Below are 18928 nucleotides of genomic sequence, written 5' to 3' on the forward strand. Positions count from 1 at the left end.
TTTCAAGTCACGGCGAGTACCGTGACTTGAAACCGCTTTGGTTGCGTTATAGCTTGGCTTGCGCCCAGCGCAGTGCGTTCTGATATTCCTCTGGTAGCAAAGGAGCCAGTGCCGCCAGTGTGGCACTCAGTTCTGCGCCATCGGGATCATTCAAATTCAGATGACCCACTTTGCGGCCTTCGCGCACTTCTTTTTCGTACCAGTGCAGATGCACCAATGGCAGTGACAGCCACTCGATATTCACTGGAGTGCCAATCAGATTAACCATCACGGATGGCGTATTCACCACCGGCTTGGGCAGCGGCAAATCTAAGATAGCCCGTAGATGCAGTTCGAACTGGCTGATGGCGGCCCCATTTTGGGTCCAGTGGCCACTGTTATGCACGCGTGGTGCCAGCTCATTGATCAATAAACTGTCGCCAACAATAAAGCACTCCATTGCCATCACACCAACATAATTCAGCTCATCCATAATTGCCGACAGCATTTTTTCAGCTTGCTGCTGCAGTCGGCTATCTGGCTGAGGCCGCGCCACGCTGATGCGTAAGATGCCATCTTCATGCAAATTATGGGTTAGCGGATAAAAAACCGAGTTACCTTGGTGACTGCGTGCGCCGATCAGCGAGACTTCGCCAGAAAAATTGATCCCCTGTTCGACAATACATTCACCATAAGCATCAGTTGGCAATGTATCCTGCTCACCAGCACGTAAACGCCACTGACCCCGACCGTCATAGCCGCCAATCCGGCGTTTCACTATAACCATTGCCCCTTCAAACTCACCCAGTGTGGCGAATACCTGCGGCCACTCGCTATTGCTGGCTAATAACTGCCATGGGGCGGTCGCCAAATTCAGGCTGTCGAGCAATTGTTTTTGTGTCAGACGGTCAGCCAGACGCGGGAAAATATCGCGGTTAACGAAAGCGGTATGTGTGGCAAGTTCGCGGGTTAAGGCGGTTTCCGGCCAGCGTTCAATCTCTGCGGTGATAACACTATGCTGATAAGGCACCGCTTCTGGCTCGGCGTCTAAACCGACAGGATAGACAGCAATGCCCAGTGGTTCACCGGCCTGGCGCAGCATGCGCCCTAACTGGCCATTACCCAGTACGCAAACTGGCTTCATTTTGTTACCTGCACAGTGAGTTCCTGTGGATCTGGTACTCGTGGGTCTGGGTTATCCAGCACCTCGTCGGTTTGATTTTTACGCCACTCAGCCAGACAGGCAGCCAATTGAGCATCATGTAACGCCAATATTTGTGCGGCCAGCAATGCCGCATTTGCCGCACCGGCTTTACCGATTGCCAGAGTGCCGACCGGAATACCGCGAGGCATCTGTACAATGGAATACAGGCTGTCGATACCGCTCAATGCCGCACTTTGTACTGGCACACCTAAAACCGGCACCAGCGTTTTTGCCGCCAGCATACCCGGTAGGTGAGCCGCCCCCCCAGCACCGGCAATAATGACATGTAGGCCATTAGCCTCGGCTTGTTCGGCAAAACTGAACAACTTGTCCGGGGTACGGTGTGCAGAAACAACTTCGACATGAAACGGGATATTGAGCGTGGTGAGCACGTCGGCGGTGAACTGCATGGTGGCCCAGTCACTCTTGGACCCCATTACGATAGCGATTTTAACCCCGGCTGCATAAGCCGAATCGAGGTTAGCTCCCATGGGTGTAAAGCTCCTGTGATTGCGCAAGCGTCGGCCAGAATGATTTTTACTTAAATCGTGACTGGCGAAGAGGGCGTAGAGCATATCATGAGCCAAAGGCGAGGAAAACGGTTGCGTCGTGGCTTTTGGGCGGATTTATCGGTTTTTTTCGTTATACGATGATGGCATATAGAGTGGCAATGAGGGGGATGTGCGGCTTAGAACGGGAATTTAATTAACTCGACACTCTCTGCGGTGACTTTAACCATTGAACCCTCAACATGCCAGGCACCCAGAACGACGCGATGTGCGGTTACAGCCGGTAGTGCTACCGTATGGACTGCCGGGCGATGGGTATGTCCGTGGATCATCCAACTGACATTATTAAGTTGGAAAGTATCAACGACAGCTTGCGGATTCACATCCATGATCAATTGCGATTTACCGCTATTATTTTGTTGGCTTTGGTGGCGCATATAAGCGGCAATGCGTAAACGAAAACACAGAGGTAACCACAGAAATAGTTTCTGAATTAGGGGGTTGTGCACCCTACGGCGAAAATGCTGATAATCCGTATCATCAGTACACAGGGTGTCGCCATGTAAAATGATAATTTTACGGCCATACAACTCAACGACTTTCTCCTCCGGTAGCAAGGTCATGCCGCTTTCCCTTGCAAAGCCTTTACCCAGCAGAAAATCACGGTTACCGTGGATAAAGTAGCAAGGCACGCCCTGTTGTTGGAGTGATTTCAGTGCAGCAGCCACTTGCCGGTACAGCGGCTCGGGATCATCATCACCAATCCAGGATTCGAACAAGTCGCCCAAGATATATAAAGCATCGGCATGGATAGCATCACGCTGTATAAAATGCAGGAAACCGGCAGTGATTGCCGGTTCCTGAACGCTAAGATGCAAATCTGCAATAAAAAGCGTGCTCATTAAGCCGCATTACTCGCTTACAGTAACGCTTTTAATGATGACATCTTCTTTTGGCACATCTTGATGCATACCGCTGCGGCCGGTTGCCACGTTTTTGATTTTTTCAACTACGTCTAAACCGTCGGTAACTTCAGCAAATACGCAGTAACCCCAGCCATCCGGGCGTTCTGAACGGAAGTTCAGAAAGTCGTTGTCTGCAACGTTAATAAAGAACTGAGCAGTCGCGGAGTGTGGATCGTTAGTGCGCGCCATTGCCAGAGTACCACGGGTATTTTTCAAACCGTTGTTGGCTTCGTTCTTGATAGGAGCATCAGTCTCTTTCTGGCTCATGCCCGGCTCAAAACCCCCGCCCTGGATCATGAAACCATCGATAACACGGTGGAAGATAGTGTTATCATAGAAACCTTTACGGCAGTAGTTCAGGAAGTTCTCAACGGTAACCGGCGCTTTATCAGCAAAGGTATTGACGACGATATCGCCGTGATTAGTATGAAAAGTGACCATAATAATGTTCCTGCTAGTGTTGTAATAAGTGCATTCAGAAATGAGTCGTAACTCTTTAGATGGCTCTTATATCATATCTCTGAGATTGAGTCAGCATTCGAAACGCCGCCAGGATGGGCGAAAAAGTGCTGTATCAGTGGCTGATTTATCGCATAATCTGATGATATCCTGTTAAACCATGCGTATTGCAAAAAACAAAAAACCACGGAATGTCCCGATGCTAAAGATTTTTAATACACTGAGTCGCCAAAAAGAGGAATTCAAGCCTATTCATGCCGGTAAAATTGGTATGTACGTATGCGGGATCACCATTTATGACCTGTGTCACATTGGGCATGGGCGTACTTTTGTCGCTTTCGACGTCATTGCGCGTTATCTGCGTTATTTAGGCTATTCTCTGACGTATGTTCGCAATGTCACTGATGTTGACGATAAAATCATTAAACGTGCGATTGAGAACAATGAAACCTGCGAGCAACTGACTTCGCGTATGTTGGCGGAGATGCATAAGGACTTCGATGCGCTGAACCTCAAACGCCCTGATTTGGAGCCGCGTGCGACTCATCATATCCGTGAAATCATTGAGTTGACCGAGCGTTTGATCGCCCGTGATCACGCCTATGTCGCGTCAAATGGTGATGTGATGTTCGCGGTAGACAGTGATCCAGATTACGGTGTGCTGTCTCGCCAGGATTTAGATCAGTTACAAGCAGGCGCTCGGGTTGAAGTGGCTGATGTTAAACGCAATCCGATGGATTTCGTGTTGTGGAAAATGTCTAAACCGGGTGAGCCAAGCTGGGAGTCACCTTGGGGGGCAGGCCGCCCAGGTTGGCATATTGAATGTTCCGCGATGAACGGCAAGCAGCTAGGGGCGCACTTCGATATTCACGGTGGTGGGTCTGATTTGATGTTCCCGCACCACGAGAATGAAATTGCACAGTCTACCTGTGCTCATGATGGCCCGTATGTGAATTACTGGATGCATTCAGGTATGGTGATGATCGACAAAGAAAAAATGTCGAAATCTCTGAATAACTTCTTCACCATCCGCGACGTGCTGGCCTATTACGATGCTGAAACTGTGCGTTACTTCCTGATGTCCGGCCATTATCGCAGCCAGCTTAACTACAGCGAAGAGAACCTGAAGCAGGCACGTGCTTCGTTGGAGCGCTTGTATACTGCGCTGCGTGGCACTGATGTCGATGCGACACCTGCGGGTGGTGCTGAGTTTGAAGCGCGTTTCCGTGCTGCAATGGATGATGATTTCAATACACCAGAGGCCTACTCTGTGCTGTTTGATATTGCCCGTGAAGTGAACCGCCTAAAAGCTGAAGATATTACTGCGGCAAATGGTTTAGCGGCAGAACTGCGTAAACTGGCCCATGTGCTGGGCTTATTGGAACAGGATCCGGAGCTGTTTTTACAAAGCGGTGCACAGACTGATGACGATGAAGTTGTCAAAATTGAAGCGCTGATTAAGCAACGTAATGATGCGCGCAGTCGTAAAGATTGGGCGCTAGCGGATTCTGCTCGTGATCAATTGAATGAGCTGGGTATTGTGTTGGAAGATGGCCCACAGGGGACGACATGGCGCCGTAAATAACGCGGTGTTATAGAGCCGAATGGGTAACTGTTAGGCTACTCAGCCCCAAAATAAGTCTAAAAAAATTGCGGTTCTGGCGCTGACCAGTAACCGCATTTTTTTACCCACATCTTGTACTTGTCACTGTTGCAATGGCAGCTTTTCGCAATAACCAGCTAAAACTCGCCGGTGCCAAGATTATGAGGCTTTAACCTGTACTTTCATACCTTGAAACTCAACAATTTGGTCAGCCAGAATTTTGCAGCGCTTGCGCGTTTCTACATTCCCGTCGACTTTCACCTGCCCATCAGCGATGGCGGCTTTTGCTGAAGCGCCGCTGTCGTTCCAGCCTTGTAACTTTAATAAGTCACACAGCTCGACATGCGGGTGTTTTTCCAAACGAAAAATGTCCATTACTGTCCTTTCAATCAATTTCGTTAATGTCGTGATATTCCTCGCAGGCTTGCAAGGTATTTTGTATCAGTGTTGCAACGGTCATCGGCCCGACGCCACCGGGAACCGGTGTAATCCAACCTGCACGCTCAACGGCGGCATCAAATTCTACATCGCCGACTACTTTACCACTTTCCAGGCGGTTAATGCCCACATCAATTACGATAGCGCCGGGTTTAATCCACTCGCCGGGAATAAAACCGGGTTTACCCACCGCGACCACCAGTAAGTCAGCATTTTCGATATGTTGGCGCAGGTTTTGAGTGAAACGATGGGTTACGGTGGTAGTACAACCGGCCAGTAGTAACTCAAGGCTCATTGGGCGACCAACAATATTTGATGCACCGACCACGACAGCGTTTAGGCCATAAGTCGGGATGTTATAACGCTCTAACAAGCTAATGATACCGCGAGGGGTACAAGGGCGCAGTTTCGGCGCACGTTGGCACAGGCGACCCACGTTATACGGATGGAAACCGTCTACGTCTTTATCCGGATGGATACGCTCCAAGACTTTGACATTATCAATCCCCGCAGGGAGGGGCAGTTGTACCAGAATGCCATCAATTTCACCATTGTCATTCAGTGAGTCAATCAGTGTTAACAGATCTGCTTCGCTGGTGGTCATTGGTAAATCATAAGAACGCGAAACAAAACCCACTTCTTCACATGCTTTGCGCTTACTGGCGACATAAATTTGTGAAGCCGGATTCTCGCCGACCAACACCACGGCGAGACCGGGGGCGCGCTTACCCGCAGCTAAACGTTTCTGTACTAATGCAGCAACTTCGTTTCTTACCTGTTGCGCAATTGTTTTACCATCAATAATTTTTGCTGACATCAGTGGGGGTCCATCAATTTTAAAAGCGGGAATCTGCCTATTTTGTCAGAAGCGAGGCGTGCTGTCAGGCGTATAATAACGATTAATTAACGATTAAATAGCCAGATGATAAACCATAAGGCGAAAACCCATTGACTCGAAAGCGGCTGCCCGTATAATCCAACCCGCAACTGACTACCGGCAGCGTTCTATACTGCGGTAATATCAAATGCGCCCTTAGCTCAGTTGGATAGAGCAACGGCCTTCTAAGCCGTAGGTCACAGGTTCGAATCCTGTAGGGCGTACCATCTCGAAGTAAATAGACGTCAACTGACGTCTTTTTTTATGCCTAAAATTCAGTGTATTAGCTGATTTTAGTGTGTCTTCAGTCTACCTAGCTCTATCGACATCAACCCACATCAAGTACTATTTGTTGGTATATGTGATGGTACATCCCCGTTCAATGAAATCTTATACCAACAGCCAGCAACGGAGAGCCACAAATGGCCTTAACCGATGTGAAGGTAAGAAGTGCAAAGCCAACAGAGAAGCCTTACAAGCTTACTGATGGCGAAGGGATGCATTTGATGGTGCATCCTAATGGATCTAAGTACTGGCGCTTGCAGTACCGATTTGACGGCAAACAAAAGATGCTGGCGTTGGGTATCTATCCCGAAATTTCTTTATCTGAAGCCAGGCAGCGTAGAGATGACGCTAAGCGACAAGTCGCTAACGCTATCGATCCTAGTGAACAGAAAAAGGTTGATAAACAAGCTCGCAAAGCGACGGTAGAAAATACCTTCAAGGCTATCGCGCTGGAATGGCATGAGTACAAGCGGCCTAACTGGTCGAAGGGTTATGCTGAAGACATTATGGAAGCGTTTGAAAACGATATCTTTCCGGATATCGGTAAGCGCCCAATTGCAGAAATCAAGCCTCTGGAGATCCTTAGTTCACTTCGCAAACTCGAAAAACGTGGTGTTCTCGATAAGCTGCGTAAAATCCGCCAGGCCTGCAACCAAGTGTTTCGTTACGCCATTGTCACGGGTCGCGCTGAATCTAACCCAGCCTCAGAACTGGCAAGCGCACTAACTCCGCCAAAATCTGTGCACTATCCTCACCTGTTAGCTGATGAACTTCCTGCTCTTTTAGAGGCTCTCGCCGCTTATTCCGGTAGCCCAATAACTCGGCTAGCAACAAAGATTCTTATGCTAACGGGCGTTCGTACCATTGAACTCCGCATGGCTGAATGGAAAGAGTTCGATTTCGACAAGCGTGTTTGGGAAGTACCAGTCGAAAGGATGAAGATGCGCCGCCCACATCTGGTGCCATTGTCCGATCAGGTTGTGGCAGCACTACGTGAAATCCAGGCAGTGACAGGTCGCTACAATCTGGTATTTCCTGGGCGTAACGATATCACTAAGCCAATGAGTGAGGCGAGTATCAATCAGGTTCTGAAAAGGGTGGGGTATCACGGGAAGGCTACGGGGCACGGTTTTAGGCACACGATGAGTACTATCCTGCACGAACAAGGCTATAACACAGCGTGGATTGAGCTACAACTTGCTCATGTGGATAAAAACACCATTCGTGGCACGTATAACCATGCACAGTATCTGGAGCAGCGTAGGGAGATGTTGCAGTGGTATGGGGATTTTATCGATACTATTACCAAACCCAAGTTAAAGAATGTTTCATAGTAGGGTAATTATATTTGGCCGTAAAGATGGCCAAATATAATATAAAAATCATTAACTAGAACGTTAAATACTTAGCACAATTATCTGTCCCCTAACGGCACTAAATTTTAATGCTATGGATGGGGACAGAAAAAAGCGTTGCATTGGTAATATTTTACTTAGAGATATTAGTTATAGGTCATCAACGAACTGGTATTCTTATTAACAGTCGTATCGCGTAATCTGACTTTCGGCTATGTGCCAGCAGCGGAAGTTAATCAGATGCGTCACAATGAATAGGCAATTGATTGCTATATCTGAGCGCATGAACTGATGTTATTTTGGAGTGCTCTGTCCCTGAAAAAAACAGAAGGAGTGAACATGCTCAGACGCTGGCAATGGGTCATAGCAGTAAAATGGGTAACCTTTTGATAGGATAGTACATCTGATTTTCAATTAGCTTTGACGGTTGGCCGAACCTGAAGGAGTCGTACTTTGCTCATATTGCACTTATCTGATATTCATTTTCGAAAATCTGAAATTCAGACCGCTCAGGATCCAAACTTCCATTTAAGGAATGAGTTGATTCGTGATGCTGCGCAAAAGTGCGCACACATAGGTGTACCTGATGTAGTGATTGTATCGGGAGACATTGCATTTTCAGGGGATCCCGAGGAATTTTCATTTGCTACGGATTGGCTGGAGCGTCTCTGTGAAGCTTGTCGGTGCTCAATGGCATCGGTATTTGTTGTGCCGGGCAACCATGATGTTGTACGAAACTTAGCGGATCGAAACTTAGTTCAGATGATTCACCGAACAATCAAGTCAGCACCAAATCCCAATACTGAGATTATGAAACAGTTAAGTGATCCTGATGCTCGACGATTACTTTATGAAAGTCTGGACAACTACAATCAATTCGCACAGCAATTTTTCTGTGACTTACTTCCCCCTGATAGAACTCGAGTTGTTCGAGATCTTGTGTTAAATGATGGCTCGACGTTAAGACTATGGGGGCTTAATAGTTCTTTTGTATCAAGTAGTCACGATATTCCTGGCGAGTTATTTGTTGATCCTGCTAGCCTCCAGATTACGCGTGGAGATGGTATTGTTAATGCAGTGATTACTCATCATCATCTTACTTGGTTAGGTAATGCGCGTGGGCTTGAAGATCATCTCAATGATGTTGCTCCATTACAAATTTTCGGTCATATACACACTAATCGAGTGGATATGGTTCGCGATTATGTGCGGCTTGCAGCTAGTGCCATGAATCCTGATCGGCATGAAGATGGTTGGGAACCCGGATACAATCTAATCGAATTAGATGTTAGTGGGGGACCAACAAGACGAATACTTAACATTAGAGCTCATATCAGAGTGTGGCAAACTGCACCTGGCGGGTTTCAGGCAAAAATGGATAGGGACTCTTCAGTATTTGAGCATTCTATACGACTAGAAGACTGGAATTCATCGACTGAGACATCCTCAAGTTTAGTAGCACAATCTCCCCCGTCCGAGCTCGTACCAGAAATGATGTCTGTGAGGGAAGGAAATTCAATGAATACCCTTCGTGATCTTGGTTTGCGTTTCTACCGACTAACATTTAGTCAAAAATTAGAGATTGCCGGACGTCTGGAGTTGTTAGAAGACGATGATATGCGTTTACCTGACTATGAACGTTTTCGACAAGTGTTGCTCAGAGCTCATGAGAGAGGAATGCTTGATGTGTTTGCAGCAGCAGTGACCGAAGCTGAACAACGATAAAGGGACTAGTATGACAATGTTAACATTTGCGGACCGCTATGCAGATGCGGGATTATCTCCTACTTCTGAAGTAATAATTGCTCGTCAAGAACCAGTAAGACGAATCGTGGAAAATATCAATAATTCACAAATTATTGATTTAACATCATTTTACTACGGCGGTACTGGTGTCCCTTTAGAGTGGTTTCGAGATGAGTTCGTACAAGAAGATGCAAGCTTTAGTCTGTTGAATAATGAAAGAGAAGCCCGTGTACTATCAGCATCAGTTATGGGGGAATTGATTGATCAAGAAAATGCTGTTGCTATCTTGGCAGTATGCGTTGGGAGTGTAAAAGGTCTTCGGCGGCCTTTAGAATCTTTGTGGCTTTTAAGCAACGCTGAAGAGAGCCTTATTAAGCTGGCCATTGCTGGAAGAGCGTTTAAAGATATTCCGATCAAAATAGCTCCTACGATCACCCCTAAACTTGACGAAGAGATTGCAGCTTTAAGCACCACAAACGATTGGGCAACATTGATCACCCTGCTTGGAAAGATTCGGATAGAAGCTCAAACGTCGTCGAAAACGATTGCAAATCAGAGTATGAGCATACTGAAAAAATTTGAACGTCAGGCAACATTGATGCGGGAGGAAAGTCAGATGCTTTGGTGGCTGATTGGTGGTTATAGCCGAACTTTTAATCGGAGTTTCACCACCTTTTCTACTCAGCAAGCAGCTTTAGTCGCGGCTATAGATTTAGGCACTTTGACTGATTCATCCGAATTTGGTCCTGTTGCTATACCAGCTATGCTTGAACGCGTGATTTTAACTGCAAAAAAAGGGCGGGGGGCACAACCAAAGGAGCTTTCTACAGCTATTGATGGTTTTACTCTGGAGGAGCTTCGCTGTCTTAAGGTTCCTTCTGCGCTGCCAGCTAAGCTTGCGCCTATTTCGACCGCAATTGAATTAGCGGAGACAATTGGTATTGGTTCCTGGCATGCTCAATTTAAGTCAAGAACAGGGTTTGAATCTTCAATTCAGTTAGAGTTACTACCTTTGGCTGAGCAACTTTACCGTGAATATCTTTTAGGGCGGCTGCTGTGACAAATCAGCTCAATGAAGAAGACACTGATGTTGATGTTTTTGAGCAACCGGAATCTGTAAAGGTTCAAGTTGCTGATCCTAGTCAAGCTTGGGTATCACTGCCTGCTTCTACGATGCTTACCGTTGAGGAGGCAGATCAGCTTTTGTGTTGGCGTGATGCTTCTATAATCACAATAGTCGGGGAGCGTAATGGTGGTAAAACAACATTAGTAACTGAGATTTATGGTCGCTTTTTGCATGGTGCTTTTGCAAATACATATTTTTGTCACAGTCTGACTTTAATGGGATTTGAAAGAAAAAGTTTCCATTCTCGGGCTGAGTCAGGAAGGTCCTATCCAGACACAGATAGGACATCAGCTCAAGATGGCCTACGTTTCTTTCATTTGGCATTGTCAGATGAGACAGATCTTTTACGTCATGACCTTCTTATTTCAGAACGGGCTGGGGAAGTTTATCGGGAAATCCGAGACCGCCCTGATCGTGCTGTAGATATGATAGAGATTTGTAAGGCAGCAACTATTGCTTTTATCGTCGATGGTGAACGTGTAGCTGCACCTCGAAAACGAGCAGAGGTTTTTGCTTCTGTAAGGAATATCGTTCGTGTAGTAGCCAACTCGGGGAATATCGCAGCTCATGCGCAAATTCAGTTAGTTGTTACGAAATTTGATTTGCTTGATGGTGTTGATAAAACTGAAGCTCGAGATGCTTTAGCTACATTTGAACAATCTATTGAATCCATGTTGTCTGGAAAGTTTAATATCGAAGTATTTCATACGGCTGCTCGTGCGCTACATCCTCACTCAGAACCAGCACAAGGGTTAGCTCTTCTTTTGAGAACTTGGTTGAAAGCGAAACCTCCTGAAGATATTCGTAATCTGAGTATTCCGGAGTTGACAGATGAATTTGATAAACTGTTGCTAAGGAGAATCGTTCAGTGAATTCAAATTTCATAATCATGGGATTGCCAGCATCAGGTAAGACAACCTTTTTAGCCGCACTTTGGCATTTAATTGAGTCAAATGAGACCACTTGTCGTTTAGAATTAGATACTTATAATGGAGATCTTACTTACCTTAATCGCATAGCTGAAGCATGGCGAAATTTTGAGCCTGTACCGAGAACGTCTCAAATCGGGGATATGAACGTAGCAATCCATTTGCGAAATCGCGAAACAGATGAGAAAGGAACTGCATTTTTCCCTGATCTAGCAGGAGAGACTTTTGATCGTCAGGTTGAAGATAGAACTTTCCGAAAAGATTTCATGAAAGGTTTTTCCGAGGATGATGGGATTTTATTCTTTATTAGTTCAGATGTCAGGGAAGATTTTATTTCAGTTACTGAACTCAATGCAAGATTGCCTAGTGATAGCGAGATAGATGAAAGCTTAAATGATTCTCCGGCTGAAACGAGAATAACTGAATGGGAACCTAAGTTATTGCCAGCACAAGTTAAAATTGTGCAACTGCTTAGTGATATTATCCGGCCACCTTTTGAGCCACGATTGCGGCGAATAGCGTTATTAATCTCTGCATGGGATTTAGTTCATCATTATGGAGTAACACCTTACGACTGGTTAGAAGTAAATATGCCACTTGTAGCTCAATTCCTGAAGGCTAATAAGGATTACTTTGAGCATCAGATTTATGGAGTTTCTGCTCAAGGGGTTAACCTTAATGATGATTCAGCGGTTGATGAGATTGCCAATTTGCTAGCAAGTCGAAGAATTAAAATAGTTGGTCTGGAAAGTGAAGGAAATGATTTGACCGAACCACTTATATGGCTTATGTCGGCGGGCAAATGAAACTAGATCATTGTTTATTTGGTTATGATGATGGTCATAGATTAATAGCCTCGTCATTACCTCTCGGTGAAGAAAATGCATACCTTACAGAGCTAAGTGATCTTGCTCCGGGTGTTGTTTTCGGAAGTTCAAAGGGCTACTGGACTGGTTTACCCGCGCCTTCGATTGGGCGTTATGTCTTAATGTATACATGGCCTGCTCCAGAGATGCCAAGACCAGGGTGTGTTTGGACTCATGCTTTATTGCTAGAGCCAACTATGTTGGAATCTATAGAGGATTTGTCTATATTACAGGAGGTTATTTGTCGCCCTGGTGCTTCTTTAGATATAGATTATTACAGGCAACCTCTGGAGGTTGATTTAATTAAAAAAAATCCCTCTCAGAGATTATTAGATATTACAATTGCGAAGAAATTGATTGACTCATTGTATGGAAGAATAAGTACAAACATTGAGGTCCTTTCTTCAGATCGGCTTGATAAGCCATTATTTGCTGTTTGGTCACAGCAATGGCCTAGGCTTAGGCGTAATTTTCGATTCCAGACAGCCGTTTCCCGAATGCCAAGATCAACAGGCTCTGCTCGTTTTGATATTATTGCTATCTTTGTACAAGAGGAATCTAATAACTCTGTAATTGAGAATACCTCTTCTGGTTGGTTAAATGATGCGCTAACCGATGTGCAAAGTGACGGTAAAACTTCATTACGTACTTTCCTGTGGGTATATGGGCGAGATGTTCGTAAGCAGCGAGGATCATTTAGACCATTGACTGAAGTTCATTCGCTTGGTCATAAATCTCAAGTGGGAGCCATTCAGCGCATCACTGATATTATTTCTGAATCATTTCCGACTTTAAGTGATGCGAAACATTTAAAACAAGATTTAGTTGATGGTATATTTGCTGGCCATGAGCAAATGATGTTGGTCAGTAATATTCTGTTGAACAATAATGAAATGGAAATGATATTTCCAGCAATCACAATGGTTGGGGTCGGTAATTTAATTGATTTTTGGCCACAAGAATCAGAGTCTGTTTTAGATCTTTTTATTTTATCATCACGATCGAATTCTGATAGTGGCAAACTCATTTTTGCAAGTTTGATAGAGACTATTCAATCATCTGATTTTTGGACGCTTAGTTATGCTCATCCAATTGCTCGTGAAATTGTAACTGAACGAAATCCTGAGTTTTTACTCGCGAATAGATATATATTAGATGATATCGATGTGATAAATTTGCTTCCTTTGGTTCCGTCCAGTACTAAAGGACTTATACATTTCATAAACGACTTAGTTGCGCGTGATGATAAAAATATCGCAAGTATGGTGTTTGATAATTTTCCGAATATCGCTGTTGCACAAGTTGTTCAAAGACTAAATACAAAGAAAATAGTACCAAATATTTGGAAGGAAGAGTTCTTATCACAATATAATTATATCCTTAAAGATGAGGTAATTAGACATATAACTCATTCAAGCTTACTTTTTAATATTGCAGATGCGCTTGGTTGGCTGTCGAATGCTGTGATTGTCGAAGGTTTAGAACCTTGGTATAACTCTTTAATAACTATTACTAACGATCTTGATGAACCAGAAGCAGATATGCTTGATTGTTTTTTTATTCTCCTTGCTATAAAGTCAGGTGGTGATAAAGGACTTCATGTAATTGAAAAATTATATGAAAATATACATCATAAAATATTGAAGTCTAAGTTATCACAAAAAGCTCGTAATATGCTTCTTCCTCAATTACCAGATGTTGGTTGGCTACGTAGTTGGGATTTAGGTTATCGTTTCCGTTTAGCTATTGCAAAAGCGTATGTTCGCAATAGATGGTCTGTAGAGAGTTATGTTGGCTTAGCTTTTGATAGTAAAGGTCGTGAATTACTAGCCGATGCAGCTTCAGATGTCGAAGGTGGACGTGAATATTCTAACGCGGCTTGGCGTTATTGATTAACTATTTTTCGAAAAGATGAAAGGGTAGATTTACTTATCATCTTTTATATTTTATTAAACTGGATATTGGGATGATGAATAAAATAAAAATAATTAGCGCTGCAATAAAAACTTTCCTTTTCTGCTATTTTCAGGAAAATATAACTTATTAAGAGAAGCGCATGATAGCTTTATGATTTTCCAATCATCCCCCCAGCCTTCCCCCCTTCGCCAGAGCATCATTCACCGCCACGCCAACCCTCGCTCCAGCCTACGTCATCGCCACCAGCCAGAACGTAGGCAGCACCAGAAATATCGACTCCATCACCAGATTAATAATCACATCATCCTGTGTATTCTGAATTCCTAGCATATTCCAGCTACTGTGGGTATCACTGTTGTAGAGCACATCCAGCAGTCAGCTATCGAGCTAAATAGCTGCGCGGAATAGTGCTACACTTTTTGCCAGCCCCTGCTGGACAGGGGATTAGGGCAGCTTTTCGCTCTTGGAGGACAACCATACTCAAATCTCCCACACCGCAGGAGATTTGAGTATGAAAACGTCACCTTGGAACAAAGACCTTATCATCGGCAAAAAAAACCACTTCAGATATCTCATATCTGAGGGATCCGGATTAGACTTGAGCTGGAAGGTAAAACACGCGATCTGGCTCTGTTCAACATGGCTTTGGACAGTAAGCTACGGGGCTGTGATCTGGTTAAACTCAAAGTATCAGATGTTGCATATGTCAGTTATGTTTCAAGCAGAGCAACGGTGTTGCAACAAAAAACCGGTAGCCCTGTCCAATTTGAGATAACCAAAGGGACAAGAGAAGCAGTTTCAGCGCTAATAAAGTTGGGCAATCTGCACAGTAAAGACTACTTGTTCCAATCCCGGGTCGGTTCTTGCCAACATATCTCAACCCGACAATACAATCGCATTTTTCATGGATGGGCAGCAAAGCTTGGTCTCGATGATTCACATTCCATGAGAAGAACAAAACCTTACCTGAGATACAAGAAAACCAAGAATCTCCGGGTGATCCAACTTCTGTTGGGCCATAAGAAACTGGAAAGCACAGTCCGTTATCTGGGCATTGAAGTCGATGATGCGTTAGAAATCTCTGAGTCGATTGAAGTCTAAGATTGTCAGGGCTGTAACAGCAGCTCTGTGCCAGATATAGTCATTCGCACCCTGAGAGTTACACTTTTAAGTGATTCAGGGTATGCGCTTACTGGTTACGAATATTGTGCCAGAATCATGTGATGTGATGATTGCCGCTTTGCTTTCGAGCCAGTAAGTGCTCCACGTTCGCTAACGAATACTCAGGCATGCAGACAAACTGCTGACTATATTTCTTTCGAAGAGCGTGGAATGCATACCAATCCCCGGTAAAAAGGAGTTGGTGATGACTGCTATAGATCAGTTTGCTGCTCATGTTGGTTTGGACTGGGCGGATAAAAAGCACGATGTCTGCGTTCAGTTTAAAAATGGTGAGCGCATATTCCATGTGATTAAACATACGCCGGAAGCGCTTGATATCTGGCTCAACGAGTTGCACCAGAAGGTGAAAGGCAGGATCGCTATCGCCCTTGAGCTGAAGAAAGGCCCGGTGGTGTATGCTCTCCAGAAGTACCCATTTGTTACTGTTTTTCCTGTGCACGCGTTGTCACTGGCCCGCTATCGGCAGACCTTTTGGCCAAGTGGTGCGAAGGATGATCCGCAGGATGCTGAGTTAGCGTTAGAGCTGATGCTACGCTATCTCGAAAAGATCAAAGCCATTGAGCCCGACAATGCGGATATTCGATTACTTCAACAGCTAGTTGAACAGCGTCGACTGCTGGTCGAAGACAAACGCCGTTTTGTGAATCGTCTCATCAACACGCTTAAGCAGTATTATCCTCAGCCCCTGTAATGGTTCTCGCATCGGGACAGTTCTCTGTTCTGCGAGCTAATAATCCGCTGGCCCAGTCTGCAACAGCTTAAACGGGCAAGGGGTGACACTGTGCGACATTTCATGAATGCCAAAGGTGGCCGCGCAATAGCCCTTACCGAGCAACGTGTAGCGAGCATTGCCAATACTATCCCTCTCACTACAGACGAAGTGCCGAGGAAATACAGAACTATGCAGGTATTGCGCCTGTAACCGAGCTGAATGGCCAGAAATCCTGGATACACTGGCGCTGGCAATGTTCCAGTTCGTCCGGCAGACATTCGTCGAATGGGCTGCCAAAACGGTAAATTCATACTACTGGGCAAAACTGTATTATCAGGGCCTCAGAGAGAAGGGGAAATCTCACCAGTCTGCAATTCGGGCGCTTGCGTTCAAATGGATCCGGATAATTTACCGCTGCTGGAAGGCCAGAACATGTTATGACGAAGCGAAATATTTGCTGTCACTCAAAGAGCGAAATTCGCCTTTACTGAAGTCATAAAAGCTTGTCGAATGTCTCAGGGCGTGAAGCGGACGTTGGTACCATTAGATACAAAGCAATAGAACATACCGTTGGATTACAAACTACATAACCATTATTTTTCAAAAACTTACCTTTGTCTGGGTGGCGATTTTAAAGATCTATGTTTATTTTTCATCAGGAAATTAATTAACCTGTTGATTTTTTTAAGTTCTCAACAATAATTGTAAGGAGACCACATAATTTGTGATGTGTTAAGGCATAACGGATGAAGACAATGGCGGAACAAAAATTCATAAGCGAGTTATTTTTAGAAAATAATCAATTCATCCTAGTCGGATTAACTGGGAGAACTGGATCGGGTTGTACTACTACGGCAAATATATTAGAAAGTAAAAGCATTTCCTTTCCTGAATTAAATAGCTTAAGCGGTTTTTATAATGGATTAGATGAAAGGCGTTACTCTATAGTTAGAAGATTTGCTGAAGAACATTGGGAGAATTTTTATTCAATAAAGGTTAGTGACCTTATATCAATATATTTACTTCTACTACCTACTACAAAATTAATTAACTTCATCTATTCTTGTGGGGAAAGTATTACTAAAAAATCCAGTAGGCATTTAGTTAGAAATGGTGTGCTATCAAAAAGTTTTTTAAAAGAGAATTATAGTGATATCATAAAACAACTTTTGGATCATCAGTCTGAAATTGATTTTAACGTTCCTAAGATAACACGTTCGTTCATCAGAATTCTACAGTTAGTTAGGAAATTTACTAGAGATCTTAAATCTGAATTAAACAAGTTAGAGTCCGGTTTATATGTCTCAGTGTATCAATCTGCTGGCAAATCAATTAGAAGAATTGGCAAGGTTGATGCTGAATACGAAAGCAAAGACTTCATTCCAAACTCTGTGTTCCATTTGCCGGAAACCATTAATAGAGTTATTAAATCAATAAGGAAAGTAAAAAATGAGAGAGCATACATTGTTATTGATGCAATAAGAAATCCTTATGAAGCTAAGTTTTTTAAAGATCGCTATGCAGCGTTTCATTTAGTATCAATTAATGCGCCAGATGAGCACAGAACAAGATATTTGCAAAAATTGCATAAGTTTTCAGCAGAACAGATCAAAAAAATTGATGACGAAGAATCAGGTAAAGGAGACAGCGAATATAAGCACTTAACGAATCCAAATGTAAAAAAATGCATAGAGATATCTGATATACATTTATTTAATCCAAAAAACGAATACGATAATAACAACGTATTAAAGGCACAAATTGCATGGTATATTGCATTAATGCAGCACCCAGGGTTAATTTCTCCTACATCGATGGAAAGGGTCATGCAAGTTGCATATACAGTAAAATTAAACTCTGGTTGTATTTCAAGGCAAGTGGGGGCCGTTGTTACTGATAATGATAATTCAATAAAATCAGTTGGTTGGAATGATGTGGCTAAAGGACAGATCCCTTGTGCAATGAGGTCAATTGATGGATTAATAAATGATTTTCACTCAGAAACATATAGCCATTATGAAAGGAATAATGAAAAATTTAGAGAGAAGGCGCGAGAATTTTATGAAACTTTTAAACCACTAATTCAGCAATCAACCTCTTTCAAAGGAAGAAATATTTCATATTGTTTTAAGGATATACATAACAGTATAGATAATAAGAATAACCAAGTGCACACTCGTGCTTTGCATGCAGAAGAGAATGCTTTCTTACAATTAGTAAAATATGGTGGAACTGGTATTGTTGGTGGAAAATTATATACTACTGCGAGCCCATGTGAGTTATGTGCAAAAAAAGCATATCAACTTGGTATTTCAGAGGTTATTTTTATCGATCCTTATCCTGGGATAACACAAGATCATATTATGAATATTGGATATATGCCACCTAAATTAATACAGTTTAGAGGTGCTATTGGTAAGGCATATCATCGACTTTATGAACAGATTATACCTATAAAGGATGAATTGGACTACATGTTAAAATAGTGTCCATATAAATTTTATTAATATTAATGAGATAACCTACTGATGAATCATGGTTATCTCTAAAACATCTAAAACATCTAAAACATCTAAAACATCTAAAAATTTTAATTTTTATCGATTGTTAATATATGGCTAAGTTATTCACTGAAAGTGCGATAATTTTAAGAAATTATTAGTTACGTACAAAATAAAATGAGTTTGCTAGCCATTTGTTTCAAATCTGATTTACGTGCCTTTTGATTCGTTTACGCCTTCACCCAAAGGGTGCGCTTCTCGCTCTTGGAGGACAA

14 protein-coding genes, 1 tRNA gene and 3 pseudogenes are annotated in these 18928 nt (G+C 43.6%); 11 read left to right on the forward strand and 7 right to left on the reverse strand.

Annotation, left to right across the window (positions count from 1 at the left end; all coding sequences use genetic code 11):
- Positions 1-46: 46 nt before the first annotated feature.
- The 4 genes from purK to ppiB form a co-directional block, all read right to left on the reverse strand.
- Positions 47-1123, reverse strand: coding sequence for a 5-(carboxyamino)imidazole ribonucleotide synthase (purK, locus tag AEP37_RS18920; protein WP_049614814.1), 1077 nt, complete (start codon positions 1121-1123; stop codon positions 47-49).
- Complete coding sequence (gene purE, locus AEP37_RS18925; RefSeq protein ID WP_049614815.1) at positions 1120-1674, reverse strand: 5-(carboxyamino)imidazole ribonucleotide mutase; 555 nt, start codon at positions 1672-1674, stop codon at positions 1120-1122. The genes purK and purE overlap by 4 nt, the downstream gene beginning before the upstream one ends.
- A 197-nt stretch (positions 1675-1871) precedes the next feature.
- Positions 1872-2594 (reverse strand): UDP-2,3-diacylglucosamine diphosphatase, encoded by a 723-nt coding sequence (locus AEP37_RS18930; protein ID WP_049614816.1) that lies wholly within the window; start codon positions 2592-2594, stop codon positions 1872-1874.
- A 9-nt stretch (positions 2595-2603) separates the two neighbouring features.
- Complete coding sequence (gene ppiB / locus AEP37_RS18935) at positions 2604-3098, reverse strand: peptidylprolyl isomerase B (RefSeq protein ID WP_049614817.1); 495 nt, start codon at positions 3096-3098, stop codon at positions 2604-2606.
- A 217-nt stretch (positions 3099-3315) separates the two neighbouring features.
- Between ppiB and cysS the strand changes: the two genes are divergently transcribed.
- Entirely contained in the window at positions 3316-4701 is a 1386-nt protein-coding gene (gene cysS, locus AEP37_RS18940; RefSeq protein WP_049614818.1) for a cysteine--tRNA ligase, read from the forward strand.
- A 177-nt stretch (positions 4702-4878) separates the two neighbouring features.
- Here the strand turns inward: cysS and ybcJ are convergent, their stop codons facing one another.
- The gene (gene ybcJ, locus AEP37_RS18945) at positions 4879-5094 is read right to left on the reverse strand and encodes a ribosome-associated protein YbcJ (protein WP_049614819.1); all 216 of its coding nucleotides are present in this window, start codon (positions 5092-5094) and stop codon (positions 4879-4881) included.
- A gap of 10 nt (positions 5095-5104) precedes the next feature.
- On the reverse strand, positions 5105-5974 hold the full coding sequence (gene folD / locus AEP37_RS18950) for a bifunctional methylenetetrahydrofolate dehydrogenase/methenyltetrahydrofolate cyclohydrolase FolD (RefSeq protein WP_049614820.1): 870 nt from the start codon (positions 5972-5974) through the stop codon (positions 5105-5107).
- 210 nt (positions 5975-6184) lie between these two features.
- Between folD and AEP37_RS18955 the strand changes: the two genes are divergently transcribed.
- The 7 genes from AEP37_RS18955 to AEP37_RS18985 all read left to right on the forward strand — a co-directional run bounded on the left by AEP37_RS18955 (position 6185) and on the right by AEP37_RS18985 (position 14233).
- Positions 6185-6261: transfer RNA gene (locus AEP37_RS18955), tRNA-Arg, on the forward strand.
- A 195-nt stretch (positions 6262-6456) separates the two neighbouring features.
- Positions 6457-7653, forward strand: coding sequence for a tyrosine-type recombinase/integrase (locus AEP37_RS18960; protein ID WP_049614821.1), 1197 nt, complete (start codon positions 6457-6459; stop codon positions 7651-7653).
- A 474-nt stretch (positions 7654-8127) separates the two neighbouring features.
- Positions 8128-9399 carry a metallophosphoesterase gene (locus AEP37_RS18965; protein WP_049614822.1) on the forward strand — a complete coding sequence of 424 codons (1272 nt, stop codon included), beginning with the start codon at positions 8128-8130 and terminating at the stop codon, positions 9397-9399.
- Between the two features lie 10 nt (positions 9400-9409).
- On the forward strand, positions 9410-10480 hold the full coding sequence (locus tag AEP37_RS18970; RefSeq protein WP_049614823.1) for a GTPase-associated system all-helical protein GASH: 1071 nt from the start codon (positions 9410-9412) through the stop codon (positions 10478-10480).
- A complete protein-coding gene (locus AEP37_RS18975) occupies positions 10477-11418 on the forward strand; it encodes a TRAFAC clade GTPase domain-containing protein (protein WP_202905475.1) in 942 nt (313 codons plus the stop codon). Before AEP37_RS18970 ends, AEP37_RS18975 begins: the two co-directional genes overlap by 4 nt.
- Entirely contained in the window at positions 11415-12281 is an 867-nt protein-coding gene (locus AEP37_RS18980; protein WP_049614824.1) for a TRAFAC clade GTPase domain-containing protein, read from the forward strand. Before AEP37_RS18975 ends, AEP37_RS18980 begins: the two co-directional genes overlap by 4 nt.
- Positions 12278-14233, forward strand: coding sequence for a GAP1-N1 domain-containing protein (locus tag AEP37_RS18985; RefSeq protein WP_156168681.1), 1956 nt, complete (start codon positions 12278-12280; stop codon positions 14231-14233). Before AEP37_RS18980 ends, AEP37_RS18985 begins: the two co-directional genes overlap by 4 nt.
- Positions 14234-14406: 173 nt before the next feature.
- Here AEP37_RS18985 and AEP37_RS25160 read toward each other — a convergent pair.
- Positions 14407-14633 (reverse strand): annotated as a pseudogene (locus tag AEP37_RS25160) (conjugal transfer protein TraG N-terminal domain-containing protein); the annotation flags it as partial.
- A 136-nt stretch (positions 14634-14769) separates the two neighbouring features.
- Here AEP37_RS25160 and AEP37_RS18990 point away from each other — a divergent pair.
- The 3 genes and pseudogenes from AEP37_RS18990 (at position 14770) to AEP37_RS19000 (ending at position 18638) form a co-directional block, all read left to right on the forward strand.
- Positions 14770-15359: pseudogene (locus AEP37_RS18990) on the forward strand (tyrosine-type recombinase/integrase).
- Positions 15360-15624: 265 nt separating this feature from the next.
- Positions 15625-16651: pseudogene (locus AEP37_RS18995) on the forward strand (IS110 family transposase).
- Positions 16652-16907: 256 nt separating this feature from the next.
- Positions 16908-18638 (forward strand): anti-phage dCTP deaminase, encoded by a 1731-nt coding sequence (locus AEP37_RS19000; protein WP_049614838.1) that lies wholly within the window; start codon positions 16908-16910, stop codon positions 18636-18638.
- Positions 18639-18928 lie beyond the last annotated feature (290 nt).

The sequence above is a fragment of the Yersinia pekkanenii genome (assembly GCF_001152565.1).
GTDB lineage: Bacteria > Pseudomonadota > Gammaproteobacteria > Enterobacterales > Enterobacteriaceae > Yersinia > Yersinia pekkanenii.

Bases quoted from the DNA above. Each gene is read 5' to 3' on its own strand.
- ybcJ (WP_049614819.1), bottom strand. From the start codon at position 5,094: ATGGACATTTTTCGTTTGGAAAAACACCCGCATGTCGAGCTGTGTGAC.
- cysS (WP_049614818.1), top strand. From the start codon at position 3,316: ATGCTAAAGATTTTTAATACACTGAGTCGCCAAAAAGAGGAATTCAAG.
- AEP37_RS18970 (WP_049614823.1), top strand. From the start codon at position 9,410: ATGACAATGTTAACATTTGCGGACCGCTATGCAGATGCGGGATTATCT.
- AEP37_RS18930 (WP_049614816.1), bottom strand. From the start codon at position 2,594: ATGAGCACGCTTTTTATTGCAGATTTGCATCTTAGCGTTCAGGAACCG.
- AEP37_RS18985 (WP_156168681.1), top strand. From the start codon at position 12,278: ATGAAACTAGATCATTGTTTATTTGGTTATGATGATGGTCATAGATTA.
- AEP37_RS18960 (WP_049614821.1), top strand. From the start codon at position 6,457: ATGGCCTTAACCGATGTGAAGGTAAGAAGTGCAAAGCCAACAGAGAAG.
- AEP37_RS19000 (WP_049614838.1), top strand. From the start codon at position 16,908: ATGGCGGAACAAAAATTCATAAGCGAGTTATTTTTAGAAAATAATCAA.
- ppiB (WP_049614817.1), bottom strand. From the start codon at position 3,098: ATGGTCACTTTTCATACTAATCACGGCGATATCGTCGTCAATACCTTT.
- purK (WP_049614814.1), bottom strand. From the start codon at position 1,123: ATGAAGCCAGTTTGCGTACTGGGTAATGGCCAGTTAGGGCGCATGCTG.
- folD (WP_049614820.1), bottom strand. From the start codon at position 5,974: ATGTCAGCAAAAATTATTGATGGTAAAACAATTGCGCAACAGGTAAGA.
- purE (WP_049614815.1), bottom strand. From the start codon at position 1,674: ATGGGAGCTAACCTCGATTCGGCTTATGCAGCCGGGGTTAAAATCGCT.